This window comes from Bathymodiolus thermophilus thioautotrophic gill symbiont, assembly GCF_003711265.1.
Lineage (GTDB): Bacteria > Pseudomonadota > Gammaproteobacteria > PS1 > Pseudothioglobaceae > Thiodubiliella.
Genome location: NZ_CP024634.1, coordinates 816,889 through 839,157, shown reverse-complemented (window position 1 = coordinate 839,157; position 22,269 = coordinate 816,889). Strand labels below are relative to the sequence as shown.

Below are 22,269 nucleotides of genomic sequence, written 5' to 3'. Positions count from 1 at the left end.
TTTAATGTCCGTGGTCTTTCATTGTCATATTGGCTTTCATCATATTGGCTTTTTTCACTATAGCATTTACAGTCTTAGAAAAGCCATTATCAAATGCGAATGTAATCGCAACCACGCCACCCTCTTTTGGCACTTTCTCAGGTTTAATCATCATTACATGCCAACTGCCCGGTTTAAAAACCAATTTACCATGAGCAGGAACCAGTGCAAAATCTTTTCTAACCATCGTCATCATACCGTTCTTGTGTCCAGACTGATGTAATTCCAATCGCTTGTATCCACTAGCACTAGCGGACAATAACTTAATGTCTTTGTCAGAATGATTATAAATTTCCACAAAGGCACCCAATGCTGGTGCATTTGGTGGCGCCGAACGCACCCATGGATTGTGAATACTAATGGTATCCATATTATGCTGCTCCCCATTATTATGCGTCATGGCATTCACTTGAATGGCAAACAATAAGGACAATAAGGTTAGCGTTAAATTTAATGTTATTTTTTTCATTTTTCCTCTAATTACTATATAAAACTCCAACGCATTATAGTGAATAAATATTATTTTGCAAATAACCTATGTTAACTAATATTTGTAGTCAATAACAACAAGCACCCTCTTTGGTTTATCCAAACGACATCTAAAGAGTTGTGCCACCTTTAAGGCGGAATTACACTGCCATACATTGAAAATAATATTATCCACATTATTTTATCCATTCTTAATGCTATAAATAGCCACAGTAGATGATAAAATAACGCCCATGAATATTACACTTGAAATAAGCAGTAGCGAGCAACTCTCTGGTATTTGCGGCTCATTTGACAGACATTTAGAGGCAATTGCCAAAAGCCTGAATGTGGAAATGAACAACAAAGGTGAAGCATTTGTCATTAAAGGCGATAACGCACATATTGCCGCTCGAGTATTGCAAGATTTAACAACCTTAAGCGCAACCCAAAACATTCAAATTCACGATGTGGAAATGGCAATCAAAACCTATTCTCGTGAAAACTCACCAGAACAAACGATTAACATTAAAACCAAACGCAAGTTCATCCACATAAGAAATTTAAATCAGCAAAAATATGTCTTAAACATTCAAAACAGAGATTGCACCTTTGGCATTGGCCCCGCTGGCACAGGAAAAACCTATCTTGCAGTAGCACGCGCAGTTGAGGCATTAGAGCATTCCGCCGTGCGTCGCATTGTTTTGGTTCGCCCCGCAGTCGAAGCAGGTGAAAAATTGGGATTTTTACCCGGCGATATGAATGAAAAAGTTGACCCTTATTTACGCCCCATTTATGATGCTTTATATGAAATGCTAGGCTTCGATAAAGTGGAAAAATTACTCAATAAAAACATCATAGAAGTCGCCCCACTTGCCTTTATGCGTGGTCGCACTTTAAATGAATCATTTATTATTTTAGACGAAGCACAAAATACCACCATCCCACAAATGAAAATGTTTTTAACCCGCTTAGGCTTTGGCTCAAAAATGGTCATTACAGGCGATGTAACACAAATTGACCTAGCCAATCCAAAACAATCTGGACTCATTCACGCCGCAAAAGTATTGGCTCACGAAGATAAAATTTCTTTCTGCTATTTTGAAACCAAAGATGTAGTACGCCACAATCTCGTGCAACGCATTGTTTCTGCTTACGAAAAATTTGAATAAATATGGATGATTAGCAAAATTCAATTTTTGCCAAATTAGCAATTTCTTCAAACCTTGTCCTAGCAAAGCCAAGGCTGGGTTTGAAAAATTGCCAAGTGGGTAAAAAGTGGATTCTTGATGATTATTAATATTTATGCAAAGGCCTTAAAAGTTGCAATTAAATTACTTCTTTGATATAATTCAATTTAAGTTAAATGACCAGAAGTATCTTCAGTCTATAAAAATTTAACCTCTAAGCGGTTATTATTAATTTTTAAATGCCTAATGTTGAAGAAGTCAACATTAGGCATTTTAAAAAAACGCCAACCAATTTATGATCAAAAAAAAACCATTTCAAGAAATATTTAACCTTTACTTCCATGGTAAATATTCTTTTGAAGATTTTATTAACACCAATGTTAAAGATCACATTACTCAACATCAATTCAATCAAAGAACTGTATTATCAGTCAATAAAAAACTAACGGAATTCCATAAATTTATTAATGTTTTTGTTGTAAATAAACTGGATTATAATGCCTCCGTATGTTTTTCATACGCAAAAAATACAACTGTACGCAATTGCCTTGAGCCACATAAAAACAATAAATATTTCCTTTCTACCGATATTTCTAATTTTTTTGGTAGCATTCAAAGTGTTGATGTAATGGCGACAATACAACACAACATAAACAAGGGCAATATAGCCATAACAGATATAGAGCAATATAAAGGACGCCTCCAGAAACCCCAATGCGATTTAGGGGAATTAGAAAATAGTGTATTTTTTAGCAAAAAATGAGGAGAATAGCCCGCTATTTAATGAAGTTTTGGATGAAAAAGGTGCTGTTTTATACTTTTCATAAATTGTATTGGGATTTTTGGAGGTGCCCTAAAGATAATATCGTCAAATTAATGACATTTGAAGGCACTTTACCACTTGGATTTTCCTCTTCGGGCAGATTGAGCAACTCAATATTACTTAAATTTGATCAAGCAGTATTAAGCCAATGCAAACCACAAAAAATAACTTACAGCAGGTACGCTGATGACTTAATATTTTCAAGCAACGACACAAATATTAAACAAGTAAAATCAACAGTAGAAGATATTTTAGCCAGCATGTTTGACCAAAAATTGAAAATTAGTCACAACAAAACAAAAACCTATTCTAAGAAATCTAGGGTTAAAATATTGGGAATGGTAATCACACCCAATGGAGAAATCCACAAAGTATTTGGCATTGTTAGTTATATAAATTCAATGGATAAGAATTTTCTAAACAAACTAAGAAAAAAATACGGTAATAATAATAAGCCTAACACAAATGGGAAAGCAATATGGGAGCAATGAAAGAAAAGCATTTGCAAAATAAAATCTTTGAATTTGCAACTAAAAGCAATAAAGCAGGTGTCGATAAATTCAAGTTAGACTTACAAAACTTTATCAACCAATGAAAATAATTGTCGGATTATCGGGTGGGGTGGATTCTTCTGTAGCGGCTCATATACTTCTTGAACAAGGTTTTGAGGTTGAGGCTTTGTTTATGAAAAATTGGGAAGAAGATGATAAGGATGGGCATTGTACGGCAGAGCAGGATTTGTCTGATGCGCAAAAAGTGGCTGATAAGTTGGGGATAATATTACATACGGTTAATTTTTCGGCGGATTATTGGGAGGATGTGTTTGCACATTTTCTACAAGAGCATAAAAAAGGTCGCACGCCTAATCCTGATGTGTTGTGCAATCAGAAAATCAAATTTAAGGCTTTTTTGGACTATGCTTTATCGTTAGGTGCGGACAAAATTGCGACGGGGCATTATGCCAGGATTAAGGAAATAGATGGCGTATTTCAGCTTAAAACTGGGCTGGATAATGGCAAGGATCAAAGTTATTTTTTGCATCTTTTGAATCAATATCAACTTTCAAAAAGCCTTTTTCCTTTGGGTGAGATCAACAAAACTGAGGTGCGTGATATTGCCACAAAAAATGGCTTTATTACTGCGGATAAGAAAGATTCCACGGGCATTTGTTTTATTGGTGAACGCAATTTTTCTGAGTTTTTGCAAACTTATTTACCCAAGCAAGAAGGGGATATTGTTGATGAAAATAGACAATTTATCAAACACCATCAAGGGTTGGCTTTTTATACCATTGGTCAACGCAAAGGCTTGGAAATTGGTGGCGGTTTTGGTACATCAGGTGAACCTTGGTTTGTGGCTGATAAACGACTGGATAGCAACGAATTAATCGTTGTGCAAGGTGATAATCCTTTGCTATATCATCAATCTTTAAGTGCCTCAATTCCACATTGGATAACAACAACGCCCACATTTCCATTAAAATGTAGTGCCAAAATACGCTATCGTCAAGCATCGCAAGATTGCACGATTAACGCACAAAATGGAGAAATTGAAGTTACATTTAACCAGCCACAGCGCGCCATTACCCCTGGGCAATCTGTTGTTTTTTACGACAAGGATATTTGCTTAGGTGGTGCCATTATTGAACATAGAAAATAAAACTGAATACCGTTATGAATAAATTACACCGACAAACATTGGCACTAGCCTCCTTATTACAAAGCGCCACTTTGGTTGACCAATTGGCACACACAGGTGTTTGCGACAGTCAAAGTAATGAGGCAAGTTTAAAGAGCCTTGTGACTAATAGCACAAATGTTAAAGATATTTTTGATTCACCAAAAGATTTATCTGTTGGGCTTAATTCACTCAAAATTGTTTTTAGCAAGGGGATGAAAAATAATCAAAATATTACCCTTTATTCTTTAGCACTCATTAATCTTGAGAAGAAATTAATGAAAAATAAAGTGCTTTTATCAAAAATATCAACTGAAATAGAGACAATCAAAAAACAAGATTTTTTCGATATTGGTCATTCTAACTCTCTGGCACGCTTGGCTGAACTTTACAAATCCACTTTAGGTGAGTTAAACCCAACCATTATGGTAAATGGGGCGCAAATTTATTTGTCCAACGCACACACTTCTAATCACATTAGAGCCTTGTTATTAGCGGGTATTCGGGCAGTATCTTTGTGGAAATCGCAAGGGGGAAAAACTTGGCATTTGCTATTTAATAAAAAACAAACACTTAAATTAATAAATACTATAGACTTTTAATCCTTTAGACTTTATAATTATGCCTTTTTATTCATTAATCAACTTCATACGATGGCTAATTCAGCAGGTTCTAAAAAACGCGCAAGACAAGCAGTCAAACGCAACAAACACAATTCTCAAATTCGTGCCAAAGTTCGCACTTTCATCAAGAAAGTTGCTTATGCTTTAGCAGATGGCAATAAAAAAGAGGCACAAGGTGGTTTTGCCAAAATGCAAAAAGAGATTGACCAGGCAGTCAGCAAAGGCTTGATGAACAAAAATCAAGCAGCTAGAAAAAAATCTCGCCTTAACGCACAAATTAAAGCCCTGTAATTTAGTTATATTGCTTATAATAAAGCCCTCGGTTGAGGGCTTTTTTATGTGTATTAATGACGAAGACAAACAATTATTCAGAGAAACTGTTGATACAGAGGTGTTAATGGACAAAGATGATGCCCAGCGTATAAACAAGGTTGAAAAAATTCCAGCATTTACAGCATACAGTTTTGTTCTTGATGGGGCAATCGGAGGTGAAGAAATTGTCTATTATGCGCAAAGCGGTATATCGAACAAGCAAATGAATATTATGAAACAGGGTCATATTGACAATGCGGCAAGTATAGATTTACACGGATACACAACAGAAAAGGCATGTGTGGCTTTGTCGAATTTTATGTATCATCATCAATTTGAGCGTTTTGTGCATATTATTCATGGCAAAGGATATCGCTCTGATAATGGAATGAGCGTTCTCAAAACACAGGTGGTAAATTTTCTCAAGCAACATCCGCAAGTATTAGCCTTTCATTCTTGCCCACCTAAAGATGGAGGTGCGGGTGCGGTTTTTGCGCTCTTAAAAAAATAAAATATGCTACATCCTGATTTCGAACTTGATTTTAATACCGATGAGATTTACTCAGTATCTGACTTCTTGTCACTGTGTCATTCAACCATTGAAAATAACATCCCAATTTGCTGGTTGCGCGGTGAGATTTCTAATTTTTCTAGCCCCACCTCGGGACATTGGTATTTTTCTTTAAAAGACGACAAAGGGCAAGTTCGTTGCGCTATGTTTCGCCTAAGTCAGCGCCATATTAAATTCATTCCAGAAAATGGTATGGAAGTGTTGTTACAAGCAGCACCGACACTTTACGAAGCACGGGGGGATTTTCAGTTAATTGTTCGCCGTATTGAACCTGTGGGGGTGGGCAATTTACAAGCTGCTTTTGAGCAACTCAAAGTTAAATTGCGTGATGAAGGTTTGTTTGATACACAACACAAAAAACACCTGCCTGTAGAAGTTAATACCATTGGCGTTGTTTCCTCATCTAATGGTGCGGTTATTCAGGACATTATCAAGGTACTTAATAAACGCTATCCCTTTGCTGAAATATTGTTATTTGACTGTATGGTGCAAGGCGAAGGATCGGCAAAAAAACTGGCACAAGCTGTGCAGGCGGCTGATAAATACGGACAATGTGATGTGTTAATTTTGGCACGAGGTGGCGGTTCGTTAGAAGATTTATGGGCGTTTAATGAAGAAATCTTAGCAAGAGCCATATTTGCAGCCACCACCCCAATTATCAGTGCCATTGGGCATGAAACTGACACTACCATTGCCGATTTTGTTGCCGATATGCGTGCACCCACACCCAGTGCAGCAGCGATGTTGGCAACGCCAGACAGACTGGAATTACTCAGCAAACTTAGCAAACTACACGCCAATTTAACGCAACACATTCAACAAACTTTGAATAATTATCAGCAACAACTCAAGCAGTTAAGCCTAGGTATGCCAAGTTTTAATCGACAACTAAATGTATTCTCACAAAGACTGGATGAGTTAAATACGCGTCTAAATTATCAGGCAAAAATAACACTTAATTTAAACCAAGGCAAACTCAATACTTTGTTTGAGCAATTAAAACAACACTCGCCAATCGCCAGCATTAAGCACAAACAACAACTGAATCAATTAGCAAAAACACAATTAAATAACCACATTCAACACACCATCGCCCAACAACAACTAGATTTATTTAATCTAACTCAAACCCTGAAAAAAGCAATACACCACAGCCTTGAGCGACAAAAATACAAACTTGCCGCACACAGCGCAGGACTTCACCACCTCTCACCGTTAAACACGCTTTCTCGTGGCTACAGCATTTCTATGTTAGAGAATAATCAAGTACTGGACTCTGTTGCTCAGGTTAAAATAGGCACATTGATAAATACCCGATTGGGTGATGGTAACCTTTATTCTGAGGTAAAAAAAATTGAAAAGTTTAAAAAAAATTAGCCTTATTTTGTTATTATTGCCGAGTGTTTTGTGGGCAAGTGTGGCAATCCAAAACACGCCCGTTCTTGGCGGCATTGCAGTGATTGATTTTGAAAGCAATCACCCCAATCCAAAAGCGTTTTATCACACCACACCTCTATATGTGCAACACATTAAAAACAATCATTGGCAAGTATTAATCGGCATTCCATTACTAGAAAAACTTGGAAAAAAGTCGGTTACCATACAAGGTTTCACCACTCAAACCTTAGATTTTGAAGTTAAAACACACACTTATAAAGAGCAACGCATTACCTTAAAAGGAAAAAAGAAAAAATATGTCAATCCCAATTTGGCACACACAAAACGCATAAACAAAGAGCGCCCTATTCTATCAAAAGCCAGAACCACTTTTTCCACTCAATCCCTGTCCAAAGGCATATTCACTCGCCCTGTTGATGGCATTACCACCAGCCCTTTTGGGCTCAAACGATTTTACAATGGAGAAGCACGCAGACCACACACAGGGCTTGATTACGCAGGCGCTACTGGCACACCAATCAAGGCGCCCGCTGCTGGCAGAGTGATTTTAATAGGGGAATACTTCTTTAACGGCAAGACCATATTTTTAGACCATGGGCAAGGGTTAATTAGCGCCTATATTCACCTCAATAAACACTTGGTTAAACAAGGGCAATCGGTTAAACAAGGTGAAATTATTGGTGAAATTGGACAAAGTGGACGCTCAACTGGCCCACACTTACATTGGAGTGTTTACCTCAATCGCACCGCCATAAATCCAAATTTATTACTGGGTCAACAATGAAATCAAATGTCTCTTTATTGCGCAGATTGGGCGCCATTACTTATGATGTTTTCTTAGCTTTTTCGTTGGCATTTTTTATTGTCGGCATTCTGCTTATTATATTTTTTGAAAAACAAGCGCAAGTAAATGGCTGGATGTTTTTAGTGTATTTATTAACCAGTTATTTTTATTTTGCTTGGTCATGGGTTAAAGGCAGACAAACCCTTGGCATGAAAGCCTGGAAATTCCATATCGTGCAAAATAACAACAAAAATATCACCCATCAACAGGCGCTCATTCGTTTTGTCTTATCCATTGTGTCATTTTCAACGCTAGGACTTGGCTTTGTTTATCAATTATTCAACAAAGACAATCTTGCCTTACACGACCGTCTTTCAAACACAAAATTAATAAAAGACTTATGATTAAAAAAAACTTTGACTTTGTCTATCGATACTGGATCACCCTTATGCTTGCCGCTATATTGTTAATCCTAATCCGTCAAAATTTTTTAATCAATCAATTTCCATCTTCGTTATTGGAAAAGCAAGCCATGATTGACAAAAATGAGAAAATCAATCAATTATTAAAACAACAAAATACAATAAAAATCCTCGAATTACAAGCAAAAAACGCAGTTGATATGGAAATCTTAGAATCCCAAGCCCGCTACCGGTTTGGTCTAATTAAACCAAGTGAACGCTACTACCAAATTACCAAATTACCATAATGCCATTTTTGAAAATGGCATAACATAAGCTGTGCTTATTGGAAAAATTTATAGGTATAATTTTGAGCATGACTGATCAATGTTTTCTTATTGTCCCCGCCAGTGGTATTGGTGTGCGGATGAATGCTGAAAAACCCAAACAATACTTGAAGTTGGAAAACGGTTTAAGCGTGCTTGATCAGGTATTAGAGACTTTGTTAGGTATGACGCAAATTAAGGCTTGCGTGGTGGCTATTGCGCAGAATGATACAGAATTTAAAAAATCAACTTTTGCAAATCACACAAAACTGTTGGCAACTGCTGTTGGTGGTGAACAACGCTTTCATTCGGTTATTTCGGCACTTAATGTTTTGCGTCCTTTTGCCCAAGATGAGGATTGGGTACTGGTGCATGATGCCGCTAGACCTTGTATTAAAGCCAATGAGGTAATAAAATTAATTGAGCAACTTAAAGACAACCCTGTCGGCGGTTTGTTGGCGACTCAGGTGGTGGATACAATCAAGCAATCTCGTGGGAATATCGTTGAAGGCACTTTGGATAGGTCTAAACTTTGGCAGGCACAAACACCCCAGATGTATCGCTTTGGCGTATTATCCAAGGCCTTAGAGAATGTGATAAAAAATAATTTAATGATTACCGATGAAGCCAGTAGTATGGAACATTTGGGTTTAGAATCTGTCTTAATTTCTGCCAGTAAAAGCAATCTGAAAATAACCACACCAGAAGATTTGGAACTGGCTAACTTTTATCTTAAAAGCCATGACTAAAACTGGACTGGGGCAAGATTCCCACGCTTTTGATATCAAAAATAAGCCATTGATCTTAGGTGGCATTGTATTTGACCACCCTCAGGGATTAAAAGGCAACAGTGATGCGGATGTCATTTTGCATTCAATCACCAACGCCATTTCTTCTGTCACTGGGGTGAATGTATTGGGCGCTAAAGCTGATGAACTTTGCCAACAAGGCATTACTGATAGTGCGCAATATTTAAAATTGGCATTGCATGATTTGGGCGATTGGAAAATTATCCATATTGCCATTGCCATTGAATGTTTGGTGCCTAAAATTACCCCAAAAATTGAACAACTCAAAGCCAATATCGCCCATTTAACCCACACTCAACCCAACGATATTGGCATCACTGCTACCACAGGCGAAGGTTTGACGGCTTTCGGCAGAGGTGAAGGTATTCAGGCATTCAGCATTATCAGCGTTGCAAAAATATGAACAATTTACGCCATATCTCCAATTTTAGAATCAAACACATTCATTTTATTGGCATTGGTGGTTCAGGTATGAGTGGTATTGCCGAGGTGTTGCACAATCTTGGTTATCAAATTTCAGGATCAGACCTTAATCAAAGTTCTGTTACTGAACGCTTACAAAAATTAGGCTGTGAGATTTTTACCACACACCATCAAGACAATGTAAAAAATGCCGATGTGGTGGTTGTTTCCAGTGCGATTAATGGAAAAAATCCAGAACTCATCAAGGCTCACGACACCAACATTCCCGTTGTTCCTAGAGCAGAAATGTTGGCAGAAATTATGCGTTTTCGCTTTGGCATTGCAGTGGCAGGCACACACGGAAAAACCACTACCACCAGTTTAATTGCCCATATTTTACATACTGCCAAACTTGATCCAACTTATATTATCGGCGGTATTTTGAATTCTAACGGCATCAATGCAAAACTGGGGGAAAGCGATTACTTGATAGCCGAAGCCGATGAATCTGATGCATCTTTTTTGCTCCTACAACCGATGTTGAGCGTCATTACCAATATCGACCAAGACCATATGAGTACTTATGACAATGATTATAAAAAACTCACCGATGCTTTTGTTAGTTTCACTTCCAATCTGCCTTTTTATGGCGTTTGTGTCTTATGTGGCGATGACGCTGGTGTCAAAAAAATACTCAATAGCATTCACCGCCCTTTGGTTACTTTTGGTTTCTCTAATGGGGTTGATGTCCAAGCAAATAACATCAGTCAAACCGATAGAAAAATGTGCTTCGAAGTTATTCACACTCCCAAAAAACAATCTTTTAAAATTGAACTGAATCTTATTGGTAAGCACAACATACTTAACACTTTGGCAGCCATTGGCGTGGCTTGTGAATTGGATATTAATATTAACATTATCCAGCAAGCGCTAAAAAGTTTCAAAGGGGTTGAGCGCCGTCTTGATTATCACGGCACTCTAACGATTGGCAATCAATCAGTGATTTTATTTGATGATTATGGCCATCATCCGAATGAAATTATGGCGGTATTTGAAAGCCTGAGAAATACTTATCAAAACAAACGCTTGGTGGTTATTTTCCAACCACATCGCTACACACGCACGCGCGATTTGTTTGATGATTTTTCACATGCCCTGTCCACAGTGGATGCGCTGATTTTGCTTGATATTTATCCTGCCAACGAACAACCCATTGCCAATATCAATTCCAGCACACTGGCAAACAGTATTCGCCAACGCTGCACATTAGACCCAATCGTAGTTAAGAGTACCGATGAAGCACTAAAAATATTACCCAATATTGTTAAAAACGGAGATGTGGTGCTAACGCTTGGTGCTGGCGACATTCATACTTTAATTGGGTTGCTAATCAATGCTAAGTCATAATGAGCCGATGAGCAAACACTGCTCACTCAGAGCAGGCGGCGTGGTGCAAGATTTCTTTACCCCCCACACCCTTGATGACTTGTCTCATTTTTTAAAAAACAACCAAAAACCCATCTTTATGTTAGGATTGGGCAGTAATTTACTGGTTCGTGACCAAGGCTTTGCAGGGGTTGCCATTAAACTCACTCAACTTAATCAACTGAATATAACAAACAATATTATTCAAGCAGGAGCAGGAGTGACGCTGGCAAAATTGGCTCGTTTTTGCCAATCTCAAGAGCTAAACGGCGCTGAATTTTTGAGTGCTATTCCCGGTAATGTCGGCGGTGCATTGGCAATGAATGCGGGTGCATTTAGCTCGGATTTTTGGTCTATGGTTGATTCTGTTGCCACCATTAATACAGTAGGTAAGGTGTTTAAGCGTAATGTTGCCGAGTTTGATGTTGCTTATCGACAAGTAACGCCTCATTATCAAAATGAGATTTTTATTGGGGCAAATTTGAGATTGGCACAAACAGATAAACCACAAGACATCAAGGCTTTGCTTAAAAAACGCAATGATTTACAACCCATTGGATTGCCAAGTTGCGGCAGTGTCTTTAAAAATCCACCCAATCATCACGCTGCAAAACTCATCCAAGAAAGTCATTTAAAAGGTTTTTGCATTGGCAATGCCTGTGTCTCGGACAAGCACGCCAATTTTATTATCAATCAAGGCAACGCCACAGCGAGCGACATTGAACGCTTGATTACACACATTCAACAAACTGTAAAATCTAACTTTAATATTGACCTGGAAACCGAAGTGGTCATAATAGGCTAGACAAAAGAACGCCCATGGTAAACGCAGGCGTTTTGTTAACTGCATTACTGTGCCCAGATAATACGGTTGAATGCCATTGCACCATATTGAGACCTTTGCATAAATATAAATAATCATCAAGAATCCACTTTTCACCCACTTGGTAATTTTTTTAAACCTAGCCTTAGCCCTGCCAGGACAAAATTTAAGAAAATTACCAAGTGGACAAAAATTGAATTTTGCTAATCATCCATATTTATGCAAAGGTCTCATATTAAAATAAGAACAACAAAAAAACATTAGAAAATGACCAATATAATGAAACACACTTAAGGACAATCAACCACCTATGCAAATTCAAACACCTGCCAAGCCTTTAAAATGGCAAAAAGTCGCCGTATTAATGGGGGGCAATTCAGCCGAAAGAGAAGTTTCTCTAAACAGTGGTAATGCCGTTTATGAGGCTTTAAAAAATCAAGGCATACAGTGCTTTAAATTTGACTGGCAAGGTGATAATTTAGAGCAACTTTGGCAGCAAAAATTTGACAAGGCCTTTATTGTTCTACATGGTCGTGGTGGCGAAGATGGCTACATTCAACAGCAATTAGAAAACCGCCAACTTGCTTATACAGGCTCAAACGCCAGTGCCTCTGAACAGTGTATGAACAAAGCCACAACGAAAACCATTTGGGCAAAACATAACTTGCCACTGTCTCCTTCTATTTTGGTTAAAATGGGTGGCGACATACCTAAGATTGATTTTCCACTGCCTTGGGCAGTTAAGCCGATTCTTGAGGGTTCTAGTATAGGTATTAGCAAAGTAAATCATATTGATGCCCTAGAAAAGGCGCTTACGCTGGCATTTAAATATGACAATACTGCATTGGTTGAACAATGGATTGAAGGTAATGAATACACAGTTTCAATTCTAAATGGCAAAGCATTACCGGTTATTCAAATTAAAACAGAGCGTAAATTTTATGACTATGAATCAAAATATCATGCTAATGACACCCAATATTTCCACCCATGTGGACTGTCAAATACAGATGAACAACAACTACAAGCAATTGCCATGCAGGCATTTACTGTCATGAATGCCAAGACTTGGGGGCGAATTGATTTCATTGTAGACAAAAACAACAGTCCTTATTTATTAGAAATTAACACCGTACCGGGTATGACCTCTCACTCGTTAGTACCAATGGCTGCCAAGGCAATTGGACTAAGTTTCAAGCAACTGGTTTTAAAAATTATCAATGATTAGAAAACGCAAAAAATTATCAACCAAGCGACTTAAGTTCCTTGCCAAAATCTGCGCTTTTCTTATTCTGCTAAGTCTTGGGGCATGGGGCGCCAAAACCATCATTGACACAGGTTTTCTCAAAGCAGAAATTAAATGGCACATTGACACCGAATTGCCCATGACCCAAATCATGCTGGAAAAAATCATACACCCATTGATTAAAAACGAATACCAACTCAACACCAATGAAATTCAACAAGCATTAGAAAATCAACCATGGATTGCCAAAGTATCCATCACCGCCGAGCCATTATTTTTTAACCGCATTAAAATTAACATTGATGCCCGACAAATCGCCATGCGTTGGGAAAATATAGACTGCAAGACAAACGACGAGCCCAATTGCACAGGATATATATCCAAAAATGGCACGCTGTTTATACCTAAGGAAATGACTGTTTCTGATGCCGTATTAGCACGCACCAAAATAGACCAAAAAACCGTTTCTCAACTTTATCAAAACTATCAAGAATACCAAAAAATAACAAAGAAAATACCCATTAAATCATTCACTAAAACACACATTGAGCGACTCACATTTGAACCCAATGTCACGGTCATTTTAGGATACCAACAGCAACAGCAACGGTTAGCACGCTTTCTAAAAGTTTACCAAGAACTTAAAAAGAAAATATCACGCAAGAAATTAAACCAAGCCACCTTTGATATGCGCTACCCAAAAGGCTTTACTTTGAAGTATTCGACTGAGTGATTAACTGATAACACAACGCTAAATTAATTAATGTCCAATAAAAAACAATCACTTTAACTATCCAGCTAATTATATCCGGTAATCCGGTACTGGATATTAAGAAATTTATCGCCATTGCACTTAACAACGGCAATAAAATCTGTAAAAAGAATAAATTCACTTGTGTAATAACACTTATTTCCCACTTAAATTTCAAAGATTGGTCGGTGGCAATATTAATAAAATTTAATGAAATCGGGACAAGGAAAAAAGAAACCGCAAGATGTATCCACATAAGATCAGCGAACAACAATGGCAGACCTGTTACCAAATTAATAAAAAAAGTTAGCCCAAGAAAACCAACAATTTGCCGCAACTTAAAAATCGGCATCCACGACACACTGTCAGCACCAAAAATCACCAATCGATACATATTAATTGACAAGCTAATATGTCCACATAAGGACAACAATGCATAAGCAACAATGCCACTAGGAAGCTGAATATCTTCAGTTTTTACCGCACTTTTTTCCGTGAAAATATTGAGAAAATCAATAATTTCAGCAGACAAAGTCAATAACGGCAACGACAACAACAATGGCAAGATTGATATTTCAACAATCTTTCTCCAATTCATTAAGACAAAGGCAAAGCTGGCAAAGATAATTTTATTAACAGGTAATTGATTCATGGTTTCACTATGGGTTTAATAATTTTAAGTTTTTTGCCAATTTTTAATGGCTTTTTGGCAGACAATTTATTCCACTTGCGCAACTGCGACACAAGCACACCAAATTTATGTGCAATGCGTGATAAATTATCGCCTTTTCTCACACGATAAACAATCGTTCTTTTGACATTTACGCCGATTTTGGTAATATTTTCTAGTTGTGATGCTCGAAGTTTTGGCACTTGCCAAATGATGAGTTTTTGCCCAATTCTTAATTCTTTGGTAGCATTGGCCAAATGATTCCACTTGATAATACTCTCTGTAGGCACGCCATAACGAGTAGATATTAGCCACAAACTATCGCCTTTAATAACCTTGTGCGTCACTTTTTTACCGTGTTTTTTAGCGTTAAATCGCTGTATTTTGCGTTGACTTTTAGACAGGGTGTAATAATTGTCTGCTTTCTTAGGGATGGGAATGATGATTTTTTGCCCACGCTGAATTTTTGTGCCGTTTAAGTGGTTAATGCTCTTAATATAAGCCACTGAGGAATTGAATTTTTTTGCCAATTTATTGAGGCTGTCACCTGATTTGACCGTATAGCGCTTATAATTTAACTGTTTTTTCTTGGGATAATTCGCACGCGCTTGCTTAAAAATTGCCACCTTGTCAATAGGCAATAATAACTCATAATGAGTGGTATCTGGCGTTGCCCAACGGTTCAAATCAGGGTTAAGCGTGTAAATTTGATCTAAACTTAATCCTGTCCATTGGGCAATAAGCGACAAGTCTAATTGCGAATATAGGTGCACCGATTCAACTTGTGGTTGGTTGGCAACAAAAGTAATTGTTTGTCCATATTTACCTGGATTTTTAATCAACTCTGCCACCGCTAACAATCTGGGTACATAGCCTTTGGTTTCTTTGGGTAAGGAAATGTGCCAAAAATCTGCTTTTTTACCTTTGGCTTTATTCTTTTTAATCGCTCTTTGCACCCTACCTGGCCCAGAATTATAACTGGCAAGCGCTAACAACCAATCGCCCTTAAACAAGGTATGTAAATTTTTCAAATATCTCACCGCCGCACGGGTTGAATGAATGACACTGCGGCGCTCATCCACCCAATAATTTTGCTTCAAACCGTATAATTTTCCAGTACCGGGAATAAATTGCCACAAACCTGAAGCCGTGCCATGTGAATAAGAAAACGGATAATAAGCCGACTCAACAATCGGTAACAATGCCACTTCAATCGGCAAACCCGCCTTCTCTACCTCTTGAACTACTAAGTGTAAATACGGCTCAGCTCGTTTTGTTACCCGTTCAAGATAATCAGGATTGTCCTTAAACCATTTAATATGCCAGTATAAATCCTTTGAATTGCGTGCTTTTAGCGTATGTTTGCTAGAAATATAGCGCCATAAATCTGCTTTAGTTTCTTGATTGTCAATTTCTTCTATTTCCGCCCAAAATGCTGCATCGGTTACTTCTTTGTCTACATTAATGGCCTCTTGCGACTCGCAAGCACTTAAGATAAATAACAATAAAAAAGCTATTTTTTTTAAAATTTTGAACCCCCTGCACATTGTGGAGAATTGGGCGCACCGTTTTTCATTTGCCATTCATTTGGCGTATAAGTGTGCATCGCTAAAGCGTGTATGTGATTTAACTCTTCTTTGAATAATTGATTGATAAAGCGATGTCTGTCAATCAATTTAAGATCAGCAAAATAATCACTCACCACCACCAATTTAAAATGTGACTCAGTCGCAGGTCCAGAATGGTTATTAGACTCATTAATTACCTCCAAATGCATTGGACTCAGTGCCGTGGTCAGTTGATCCGTTAAGTGTTGTTGCATAGTATTCATTATTTTTTCCCTGTAAAAGCGAAAACAAAGGCATCTGAAAAGAAATTATCCTTAATCATGCCTTGTTCCACAAAACTTTTGGCCGCAGACTTTACCATATCTGGCGACCCACAAGCATACACTTCATACCCCGTTAAATCTTCAAAATCCGCCAATATGCTTTTATGCACAAAGCCTGCTCTACCCTGCCAATCTTTATTGGGCTGTGACAACACTGGCACAAAATGAATATTATCGTTCTCATTCGCCCACTGCATCGGTAAATCCATATACAAATCCACCTCGTCACGCACCCCCCAATAAATATAAAGCGTTCGATTAAGTTGAGTAGAAATTGCATGCTCAACAATGGATTTAATCGGGGCAAACCCTGTGCCACCAGCCATCAAAATAACAGGTTTTTTACTGTCTTCTCGAAAGAAGAAATCCCCTTTTGGTCCTTCTAGTTGCAACAATGATTTTTCCTGTAATTGATTGAAAATAAAATGCGTAAACTTACCCCCTTCAACCAAACGCACATGCAACTCTATCAAACCATCATTACTCGGTGCACTGGCAATAGAAAACGCCCGAGGCTCAAAATCAGGATGAATTAAATCAATATACTGCCCCGCCAAATATTGCAACGATTCAGCGTGCGGAATTTTTAAAAATATCTGCACCACATCATGATTCAAACGCTCAATACTTTGCACCTTACAGGGCAGCGTTCTCACTTCAATATCCGCCACACTGTCCAACTCATTAACCGCCAAAGCCACATCAGATTTAGCATAACATTGGCACAATAACGCCATTCCATCAGCCACCTCTTCAGGGGTAATGCCGTTCGGAACATCACCTTTGTACCCCACTTCGCCCTCAATAATCGTCGCCTTGCATTTGCCACAAAAACCTTTTTGACAACCATAGGGGAAATTTAAGCCATGAATTAATGCATCCTCTAAAATGGCACTATCGCCATCAGTTCTGAAAATTTTGCCAGTTATCTGGTTTTCAATTGTAAACATTGTTTATTTTATGAGATTTTTATGAAGACTGGTATTATAATGTAGGTTATCTCTGTTAATGCCTAGTAATTTAAAGTCCTTTTATGCTACAAACACCACACCAAACTATTGTATTTTTAATGGGTCCTACCGCCTCAGGTAAGACCGATTTGGCTATTCAATTAGCAGATAAATTCAAAGCAAGACTTATTAGCGTTGACTCCGCACTCATTTACCAAGGCATGGACATCGGTACCGCCAAACCCAGTAAAGCCATCCTAAAAAAATACCCACATCAGTTAATTGACATCTGCAATCCAGAAAACGCCTACTCAGTCTTTGATTTTGTGCGTGATGCCAAAGCACAAATAGCAATCGCCTTTGACAAAGGGGAAATACCTATCTTAGTCGGTGGCACTTCATTTTATTTTAACGCACTTGAACACGGACTCTCCAAATTACCAGAATCTACCAAAAAATCCAAAGAAAAATTCAACCAACTCCTTAAAGACAAAGGCGCCAGCAAACTACACAACAACTTAAAAAAAATCGACCCACAAGCCGCAAGCCGCATCCACCCAAACGACTCACAACGCATCACCCGCGCCCTAGAAGTCTTTACACTCAGCGGCAAAACCCTCAGTGAATTACAAGGCAACAAACAATCCGGCATCAATCACCCCATCAAAAAGATCATCCTCATGCCCGCACGAGCCGAATTACACCAACGCATCGAAACCCGCTTTTTATCGATGATGGAAAACAACTTCTTAGCAGAAGTACAAACCCTAAAACAAAACCCAAACCTCCACGAAGACCTACCCGCCATCCGCTGCGTCGGCTACCGCCAAGCATGGCAATACCTCAACAATGAAATTGACAAAACAACCCTAATAGAAAAAGCCATCATTGCCACCCGCCAACTCTGCAAACGCCAAAGCACTTGGCTCAAAAGTGAAACCGATGCACTGGTTTTAGAAAAAAGCGATATACAAGCCGCCATAGATTTTATTCAATCGTAATGCCATGGTTTTGTGCCTAGGTGATATTTGAAAATGGCATAACTTTAAAGGGTAGCAATGCGACAAAATATAGGCAAAATAAGGTCTTTGCATAAATTATGAATGATTGGCAAAATTCAATTTTTGCCCTCCTAGAAGGTGATTGTATAGCGCTATAACTTAATTGGCGATTTCTTTAAACCTTGTTCTAGCAAGGAGGGGAACGGTTACAAACCGTTCCCTACGGTTGGTCTTACCCCCATGAGAGTTGCTGGGTGTCGCTAAAAAAAATGACCAAGTAGGTGAAAGGTGAATTTTTTTGGATAATTATTCATATTGACTTTAAACTGCATTACTTTTGTGGTATAGTAAATAAGTACTATTCAATTTTTTTAAAAACAAAACCAAATAAAATTATAACAAGGAGAAGTAAAATGAGACTAAGAATAGAGAATTTCAGCCTAACCCAAACAAATAATAAATTGGTAATAACATTAAAAATGAACGAGGATGTTTGCGCAATAGAAGGCTTTGCACTTGACAGCATCATACAATTAGACGACTACACAGGACTCAAGGGCATTATGCATACCGAAGGCGACGGGTCATCAAAATATATAACGATAGAATTTAACACCAAAAACATGCAAAGTTCAATTGGCTTTGATCTTACAGCCTTGAATGAGATATTAGCCCACAATGTTAAAAGTGACAATGATGGTGCCCACTTCCAGGACAACTGGAGTAAGCAAGCAAATATTCAATTTAAATTAGCCGAACATTCAACCTATATAGATAATATCGGCGCAGCCCTAACCACCGAACCAGCATATCACTCTGATAAATCAACCGATTCATCAACGCCTTACCATGATGAATTAGGCGTTTCGGATGTATTTCCTGAAGTTAAGGCTGTTGACGATATAATTAAAGGAAAAAGCGCCGGAGAAATAGCAAACGACGCTCTCAAAATCGTGCCAGTCGTGGGTGCTGTTAAGCATATTATTGAAGGAGACAATGTTGGAGAAGTAGTAAACAAAGTCATTGATTCCATACCAGCCGTAAGTACTCTTGAACATATTTTTGATGGTGGCATACTCTAATTAGTTCAGACCTTTGTATAAATATGGATGATTAGCAAAATTCACTTTTTGCCAAATGGGTGAAAAGTGAATTTTTGACGATTGTTTATATTTATACAGAGGTCTCTAGTTTTAGAAGAATTTTAAAAGGTTGTCAAAGGCTTTAAAGGTAATACGCCTCTATTTAAGTTAATAACAATGTAAACCACTAGGCAAATATCCCCATACGGCAGTAACGACAACGAGGATACTAAATGAAAGCGGTATTTCATCTCTAAAAAATTTAATTCTTCGTCTATCCAGTTTATTTAATGCTGCCAAAAAAAATGCACCAACCCATTGCTCTTAAATAAAGCAGTGATATTTTGTTACAGGTGTTTTTCGTTTATTTTTTTTGAAGTTTGGTTTATTTTATCGCTTTGCTTGTTGGGCGGCCCCTTCAATCCAATCACTCAAATTATTACGCCCATCTTCTTCAATCCAATCATAAACCCTATAACTCTCTTCGCTTTTAAATAATTGACAAACTGTAAACACCCCTAATAATGCCCATGCAACTGGTGCAGTTGGTGGAAAAAATCTAGCTAAAACTCCTACTGCACCGCCTAAAAAAATAGATTTTCCAAACTTTTCTGTAAGTGTTTTTTTATAAATACTCAAAGGATTTTCTCCGACTTTTCCAATGTCGCCATTACTGTTTTTTGTGTTATGAATATAAATAACAACTATCCCTTTATTGAATTTTATACTTTGTTCTATTTCATATTTAACCCATTTGCTGTTATTAGTATTTTCTCCAACTAAAACACAAGTAACAGAAGTGCCGTGCATTTGCTTATTTATCCACATCTTTATTTCTTTATCTGTTTGTAGTTTTAATTTTTCTATTTTTGCCTTATCTATAAAACCAGCAAATTTACGACCTTGTGCAACCCAACTATTACGCACTTGATTAACCTGCCAAATGTCTTCCCAGGCAAAACTAAAAAATACTTTTCTCATCTCATTAACCTTTTAAAATAAAAAATACCACCACAATAAAAACAACCTCAACGCTATAAAAAATCCAAAGCGTCAATGAGCAAACTGAATCTCTCCATTTGTTATCAACCTTTTTAAATTGTGCGGGAATATTCATTTTAAAATCCGTTGTTTCTTGTTGCCTAACATCATCATAAACCCCTCTAAACAATCGCTCTTGCCATAAAAAATACCCGTCCAACAGCCAAAATCCAAAAATAGGAACAAGGAAAGTTAAAATAAGATACTCTGAATATTCCCCGTTACTTCTAGCAATAAACAAGATAGCTGCCGCTAGTATTGCCATGCTCCAACCTTTAATAGAAAAAGAATTGCCCGCTAGGCGATTAACCACGCCTTGCGTTATCTCTAAATGTTTTACTACTTGTTCTTTATCGTCCATTATTACAGCCCCTTAATTTATTAAAAAATTGTATTTTCATAACTATTATCTTGAACTTCTTTAGTTATATTGTAAGATTTTCTATCATTCATTATTTCTATTGCTTTATCCAAATAAAAATCTTTATTAGAGATAAAATCTTCCCATTTAACAGATTCAATATAAGACCTTCCCCTCTCTGCATACGAATCACAATTAGGGCAATCAGTTGGAATTAATGCTTTACCGTTAAACATATTTTCCCTAAGTATTTGAAATAAGATGTTAGTTTTAGTTGTACTAGAGTTGCAAGCAATACAAGTGCCTTCTTCAAGAAAATAATCATAACTACCCTTCATATCTGGCAATACAACTGCCAATATGCCATTGGTATGACTTGTTTTATCACTTCTCGTTATCTCTTTAAGTGAATAAGATATTTCCCATGGAATCCATTGGTCTGATTCACTTTTATAAAGGTCTTTCATATTCGGAGAAATCAACACAATTGTAATGCTACTATCGTGAATTTTATCTTTTAAATGATTTTCAATCGTACCATCCTTGAAATCACTTAAATCTTCATCCCCTTCACCCTTATAAACATCATTTTTTAAAGTGTTATTTATTAAATAATCCACATAATCACGAACCGTATTATTGCAATATCTAGTTAGAGATTGAACTGAACTATCGCTATGCTTATATGACACAAAAACTTTCTTTCCCATTCTATTCTCCTATGTTTTTACTCTAATTTTCCCAGTTAATAATTGTTGCATTAATCCTTTTTTCTGGGTTTTTAAAAAGACTAATTCGTTTTTTAATTTGATTATTTCATCATCAGCAAGCATTAAAATTTGAGCGATTCTTTGTTGCTCCTCAAGTGGTGGAAATAATACCTCAATTTCATTAAAGTTTTTAATCGATAAAGTAAACCGCGTACTTCCTGTTGCTCTTCTTGCAAACTCCTTCAATATTAAAACATTATTAAATACATACCCCAAAAAAAATCAATGTCCAAATCTTTTTCAGACCTGAATCTTATTAAATGATAACCGTATACAGTATTATCTAAATTTTCTATAATAATTGATGAATGCCCATGGAATATTTCCGCCCCAGTATTCTTTTATTTTTATCAATGGCGTGCCTCCACCAATAAATTTTCCCACCTCTCCCAACCGCACCGCCTCCCAATCCTCTGGAATAACCCAATTTCGGTT

29 protein-coding genes are annotated in these 22,269 nt (G+C 37.4%); 19 read left to right on the top strand and 10 right to left on the bottom strand.

Going from position 1 to position 22,269, the window contains the following annotated elements; all coding sequences use genetic code 11:
* Window position 1: 1 nt before the first annotated feature.
* Window positions 2-508, bottom strand: coding sequence for a copper chaperone PCu(A)C (locus MS2017_RS03005; RefSeq protein WP_071563378.1), 507 nt, complete (start codon window positions 506-508; stop codon window positions 2-4).
* A gap of 253 nt (window positions 509-761) precedes the next feature.
* Here MS2017_RS03005 and MS2017_RS03000 point away from each other — a divergent pair, with 253 nt between their 5' ends.
* From MS2017_RS03000 to MS2017_RS02920, 17 genes are all read left to right on the top strand, one after another.
* A complete protein-coding gene (locus MS2017_RS03000) occupies window positions 762-1,679 on the top strand; it encodes a PhoH family protein (RefSeq protein WP_122951217.1) in 918 nt (305 codons plus the stop codon).
* Between the two features lie 313 nt (window positions 1,680-1,992).
* Window positions 1,993-2,460: an RNA-dependent RNA polymerase family protein gene (locus MS2017_RS02995; protein ID WP_122951216.1), complete on the top strand. Its 468-nt coding sequence runs from the start codon at window positions 1,993-1,995 to the stop codon at window positions 2,458-2,460.
* A complete protein-coding gene (locus MS2017_RS02990; RefSeq protein WP_122951215.1) occupies window positions 2,457-3,011 on the top strand; it encodes a reverse transcriptase domain-containing protein in 555 nt (184 codons plus the stop codon). The genes MS2017_RS02995 and MS2017_RS02990 overlap by 4 nt, the downstream gene beginning before the upstream one ends.
* 100 nt (window positions 3,012-3,111) lie before the next feature.
* Complete coding sequence (mnmA, locus tag MS2017_RS02985) at window positions 3,112-4,179, top strand: tRNA 2-thiouridine(34) synthase MnmA (protein WP_122951214.1); 1,068 nt, start codon at window positions 3,112-3,114, stop codon at window positions 4,177-4,179.
* Window positions 4,180-4,193: 14 nt separating this feature from the next.
* Window positions 4,194-4,799 (top strand): high frequency lysogenization protein HflD, encoded by a 606-nt coding sequence (gene hflD / locus MS2017_RS02980; protein ID WP_071563381.1) that lies wholly within the window; start codon window positions 4,194-4,196, stop codon window positions 4,797-4,799.
* Window positions 4,800-4,850: 51 nt separating this feature from the next.
* Window positions 4,851-5,111 carry a 30S ribosomal protein S20 gene (gene rpsT, locus MS2017_RS02975; RefSeq protein WP_071563382.1) on the top strand — a complete coding sequence of 87 codons (261 nt, stop codon included), beginning with the start codon at window positions 4,851-4,853 and terminating at the stop codon, window positions 5,109-5,111.
* Window positions 5,112-5,157: 46 nt separating this feature from the next.
* Window positions 5,158-5,643: a Smr/MutS family protein gene (locus tag MS2017_RS02970; protein WP_122951213.1), complete on the top strand. Its 486-nt coding sequence runs from the start codon at window positions 5,158-5,160 to the stop codon at window positions 5,641-5,643.
* A gap of 3 nt (window positions 5,644-5,646) precedes the next feature.
* Entirely contained in the window at window positions 5,647-7,080 is a 1,434-nt protein-coding gene (gene xseA, locus MS2017_RS02965; protein WP_122951212.1) for an exodeoxyribonuclease VII large subunit, read from the top strand.
* Window positions 7,058-7,885, top strand: a complete 828-nt coding sequence (locus MS2017_RS02960) for a peptidoglycan DD-metalloendopeptidase family protein (protein WP_122951211.1) — start codon at window positions 7,058-7,060, stop codon at window positions 7,883-7,885. Before xseA ends, MS2017_RS02960 begins: the two co-directional genes overlap by 23 nt.
* Window positions 7,882-8,289 carry an RDD family protein gene (locus tag MS2017_RS02955; RefSeq protein WP_122951210.1) on the top strand — a complete coding sequence of 136 codons (408 nt, stop codon included), beginning with the start codon at window positions 7,882-7,884 and terminating at the stop codon, window positions 8,287-8,289. Before MS2017_RS02960 ends, MS2017_RS02955 begins: the two co-directional genes overlap by 4 nt.
* Window positions 8,286-8,594, top strand: a complete 309-nt coding sequence (locus tag MS2017_RS02950; protein ID WP_122951209.1) for a septum formation initiator family protein — start codon at window positions 8,286-8,288, stop codon at window positions 8,592-8,594. Before MS2017_RS02955 ends, MS2017_RS02950 begins: the two co-directional genes overlap by 4 nt.
* Before the next feature lie 68 nt (window positions 8,595-8,662).
* Window positions 8,663-9,361 (top strand): 2-C-methyl-D-erythritol 4-phosphate cytidylyltransferase, encoded by a 699-nt coding sequence (gene ispD, locus MS2017_RS02945; protein WP_071563388.1) that lies wholly within the window; start codon window positions 8,663-8,665, stop codon window positions 9,359-9,361.
* The gene (ispF, locus tag MS2017_RS02940) at window positions 9,354-9,824 is read left to right on the top strand and encodes a 2-C-methyl-D-erythritol 2,4-cyclodiphosphate synthase (RefSeq protein WP_122951208.1); all 471 of its coding nucleotides are present in this window, start codon (window positions 9,354-9,356) and stop codon (window positions 9,822-9,824) included. The genes ispD and ispF overlap by 8 nt, the downstream gene beginning before the upstream one ends.
* Window positions 9,821-11,230 (top strand): UDP-N-acetylmuramate--L-alanine ligase, encoded by a 1,410-nt coding sequence (gene murC / locus MS2017_RS02935; RefSeq protein ID WP_122951207.1) that lies wholly within the window; start codon window positions 9,821-9,823, stop codon window positions 11,228-11,230. The genes ispF and murC overlap by 4 nt, the downstream gene beginning before the upstream one ends.
* Complete coding sequence (gene murB, locus MS2017_RS02930) at window positions 11,217-12,053, top strand: UDP-N-acetylmuramate dehydrogenase (RefSeq protein WP_122951206.1); 837 nt, start codon at window positions 11,217-11,219, stop codon at window positions 12,051-12,053. Before murC ends, murB begins: the two co-directional genes overlap by 14 nt.
* A gap of 328 nt (window positions 12,054-12,381) precedes the next feature.
* A complete protein-coding gene (locus MS2017_RS02925) occupies window positions 12,382-13,299 on the top strand; it encodes a D-alanine--D-alanine ligase (RefSeq protein WP_071563392.1) in 918 nt (305 codons plus the stop codon).
* Window positions 13,292-14,050, top strand: a complete 759-nt coding sequence (locus MS2017_RS02920) for a cell division protein FtsQ/DivIB (RefSeq protein WP_122951205.1) — start codon at window positions 13,292-13,294, stop codon at window positions 14,048-14,050. Before MS2017_RS02925 ends, MS2017_RS02920 begins: the two co-directional genes overlap by 8 nt.
* On the opposite strand, the gene MS2017_RS02915 is transcribed toward MS2017_RS02920, so the two are convergent.
* Genes MS2017_RS02915 through MS2017_RS02900 form a run of 4 tightly spaced genes read right to left on the bottom strand, consistent with a single transcriptional unit; the run spans window position 14,025 to window position 17,579 of the window.
* On the bottom strand, window positions 14,025-14,720 hold the full coding sequence (locus MS2017_RS02915; protein ID WP_122951204.1) for a hypothetical protein: 696 nt from the start codon (window positions 14,718-14,720) through the stop codon (window positions 14,025-14,027). The genes MS2017_RS02920 and MS2017_RS02915 overlap by 26 nt on opposite strands.
* Window positions 14,717-16,243: a lytic transglycosylase gene (locus tag MS2017_RS02910; RefSeq protein ID WP_241156951.1), complete on the bottom strand. Its 1,527-nt coding sequence runs from the start codon at window positions 16,241-16,243 to the stop codon at window positions 14,717-14,719. Before MS2017_RS02910 ends, MS2017_RS02915 begins: the two co-directional genes overlap by 4 nt.
* 17 nt (window positions 16,244-16,260) lie before the next feature.
* Entirely contained in the window at window positions 16,261-16,569 is a 309-nt protein-coding gene (locus MS2017_RS02905; protein WP_122951202.1) for a BolA family protein, read from the bottom strand.
* Window positions 16,569-17,579 carry a CDP-6-deoxy-delta-3,4-glucoseen reductase gene (locus tag MS2017_RS02900; protein WP_071563397.1) on the bottom strand — a complete coding sequence of 337 codons (1,011 nt, stop codon included), beginning with the start codon at window positions 17,577-17,579 and terminating at the stop codon, window positions 16,569-16,571. The genes MS2017_RS02905 and MS2017_RS02900 overlap by 1 nt, the downstream gene beginning before the upstream one ends.
* 83 nt (window positions 17,580-17,662) lie before the next feature.
* On the opposite strand from MS2017_RS02900, the gene miaA reads away from it, so the two are divergent.
* Both miaA and MS2017_RS02890 read left to right on the top strand, forming a co-directional pair.
* Complete coding sequence (miaA, locus tag MS2017_RS02895; protein ID WP_071563398.1) at window positions 17,663-18,580, top strand: tRNA (adenosine(37)-N6)-dimethylallyltransferase MiaA; 918 nt, start codon at window positions 17,663-17,665, stop codon at window positions 18,578-18,580.
* 413 nt (window positions 18,581-18,993) lie between these two features.
* The gene (locus MS2017_RS02890) at window positions 18,994-19,662 is read left to right on the top strand and encodes a hypothetical protein (protein ID WP_122951201.1); all 669 of its coding nucleotides are present in this window, start codon (window positions 18,994-18,996) and stop codon (window positions 19,660-19,662) included.
* Between the two features lie 390 nt (window positions 19,663-20,052).
* Here the strand turns inward: MS2017_RS02890 and MS2017_RS02885 are convergent, their stop codons facing one another.
* From MS2017_RS02885 to MS2017_RS02865, 5 genes are all read right to left on the bottom strand, one after another.
* Window positions 20,053-20,643 (bottom strand): TIR domain-containing protein, encoded by a 591-nt coding sequence (locus tag MS2017_RS02885; protein WP_071563695.1) that lies wholly within the window; start codon window positions 20,641-20,643, stop codon window positions 20,053-20,055.
* Window positions 20,644-20,647: 4 nt separating this feature from the next.
* Window positions 20,648-21,064 (bottom strand): hypothetical protein, encoded by a 417-nt coding sequence (locus tag MS2017_RS02880; RefSeq protein ID WP_122951200.1) that lies wholly within the window; start codon window positions 21,062-21,064, stop codon window positions 20,648-20,650.
* A 20-nt stretch (window positions 21,065-21,084) separates the two neighbouring features.
* A complete protein-coding gene (locus MS2017_RS02875) occupies window positions 21,085-21,774 on the bottom strand; it encodes a TIR domain-containing protein (RefSeq protein WP_122951199.1) in 690 nt (229 codons plus the stop codon).
* A 9-nt stretch (window positions 21,775-21,783) separates the two neighbouring features.
* Entirely contained in the window at window positions 21,784-22,020 is a 237-nt protein-coding gene (locus MS2017_RS02870; protein ID WP_164707588.1) for a restriction endonuclease subunit S, read from the bottom strand.
* Between the two features lie 93 nt (window positions 22,021-22,113).
* Window positions 22,114-22,254, bottom strand: a complete 141-nt coding sequence (locus tag MS2017_RS02865; RefSeq protein ID WP_122951197.1) for a restriction endonuclease subunit S — start codon at window positions 22,252-22,254, stop codon at window positions 22,114-22,116.
* Window positions 22,255-22,269 lie beyond the last annotated feature (15 nt).

Excerpts from the sequence above, each read along its gene's own strand:
- MS2017_RS03005 (WP_071563378.1), bottom strand. The coding sequence starts at position 508 with ATGAAAAAAATAACATTAAATTTAACGCTAACCTTATTGTCCTTATTG.
- MS2017_RS03000 (WP_122951217.1), top strand. The coding sequence starts at position 762 with ATGAATATTACACTTGAAATAAGCAGTAGCGAGCAACTCTCTGGTATT.
- MS2017_RS02995 (WP_122951216.1), top strand. The coding sequence starts at position 1,993 with ATGATCAAAAAAAAACCATTTCAAGAAATATTTAACCTTTACTTCCAT.
- MS2017_RS02990 (WP_122951215.1), top strand. The coding sequence starts at position 2,457 with ATGAGGAGAATAGCCCGCTATTTAATGAAGTTTTGGATGAAAAAGGTG.
- mnmA (WP_122951214.1), top strand. The coding sequence starts at position 3,112 with ATGAAAATAATTGTCGGATTATCGGGTGGGGTGGATTCTTCTGTAGCG.
- hflD (WP_071563381.1), top strand. The coding sequence starts at position 4,194 with ATGAATAAATTACACCGACAAACATTGGCACTAGCCTCCTTATTACAA.
- rpsT (WP_071563382.1), top strand. The coding sequence starts at position 4,851 with ATGGCTAATTCAGCAGGTTCTAAAAAACGCGCAAGACAAGCAGTCAAA.
- MS2017_RS02970 (WP_122951213.1), top strand. The coding sequence starts at position 5,158 with ATGTGTATTAATGACGAAGACAAACAATTATTCAGAGAAACTGTTGAT.
- xseA (WP_122951212.1), top strand. The coding sequence starts at position 5,647 with ATGCTACATCCTGATTTCGAACTTGATTTTAATACCGATGAGATTTAC.
- MS2017_RS02955 (WP_122951210.1), top strand. The coding sequence starts at position 7,882 with ATGAAATCAAATGTCTCTTTATTGCGCAGATTGGGCGCCATTACTTAT.
- MS2017_RS02950 (WP_122951209.1), top strand. The coding sequence starts at position 8,286 with ATGATTAAAAAAAACTTTGACTTTGTCTATCGATACTGGATCACCCTT.
- ispD (WP_071563388.1), top strand. The coding sequence starts at position 8,663 with ATGACTGATCAATGTTTTCTTATTGTCCCCGCCAGTGGTATTGGTGTG.
- ispF (WP_122951208.1), top strand. The coding sequence starts at position 9,354 with ATGACTAAAACTGGACTGGGGCAAGATTCCCACGCTTTTGATATCAAA.
- murC (WP_122951207.1), top strand. The coding sequence starts at position 9,821 with ATGAACAATTTACGCCATATCTCCAATTTTAGAATCAAACACATTCAT.
- murB (WP_122951206.1), top strand. The coding sequence starts at position 11,217 with ATGCTAAGTCATAATGAGCCGATGAGCAAACACTGCTCACTCAGAGCA.
- MS2017_RS02925 (WP_071563392.1), top strand. The coding sequence starts at position 12,382 with ATGCAAATTCAAACACCTGCCAAGCCTTTAAAATGGCAAAAAGTCGCC.
- MS2017_RS02920 (WP_122951205.1), top strand. The coding sequence starts at position 13,292 with ATGATTAGAAAACGCAAAAAATTATCAACCAAGCGACTTAAGTTCCTT.
- MS2017_RS02915 (WP_122951204.1), bottom strand. The coding sequence starts at position 14,720 with ATGAATCAATTACCTGTTAATAAAATTATCTTTGCCAGCTTTGCCTTT.
- MS2017_RS02905 (WP_122951202.1), bottom strand. The coding sequence starts at position 16,569 with ATGAATACTATGCAACAACACTTAACGGATCAACTGACCACGGCACTG.
- MS2017_RS02900 (WP_071563397.1), bottom strand. The coding sequence starts at position 17,579 with ATGTTTACAATTGAAAACCAGATAACTGGCAAAATTTTCAGAACTGAT.
- miaA (WP_071563398.1), top strand. The coding sequence starts at position 17,663 with ATGCTACAAACACCACACCAAACTATTGTATTTTTAATGGGTCCTACC.
- MS2017_RS02890 (WP_122951201.1), top strand. The coding sequence starts at position 18,994 with ATGAGACTAAGAATAGAGAATTTCAGCCTAACCCAAACAAATAATAAA.
- MS2017_RS02885 (WP_071563695.1), bottom strand. The coding sequence starts at position 20,643 with ATGAGAAAAGTATTTTTTAGTTTTGCCTGGGAAGACATTTGGCAGGTT.
- MS2017_RS02880 (WP_122951200.1), bottom strand. The coding sequence starts at position 21,064 with ATGGACGATAAAGAACAAGTAGTAAAACATTTAGAGATAACGCAAGGC.
- MS2017_RS02875 (WP_122951199.1), bottom strand. The coding sequence starts at position 21,774 with ATGGGAAAGAAAGTTTTTGTGTCATATAAGCATAGCGATAGTTCAGTT.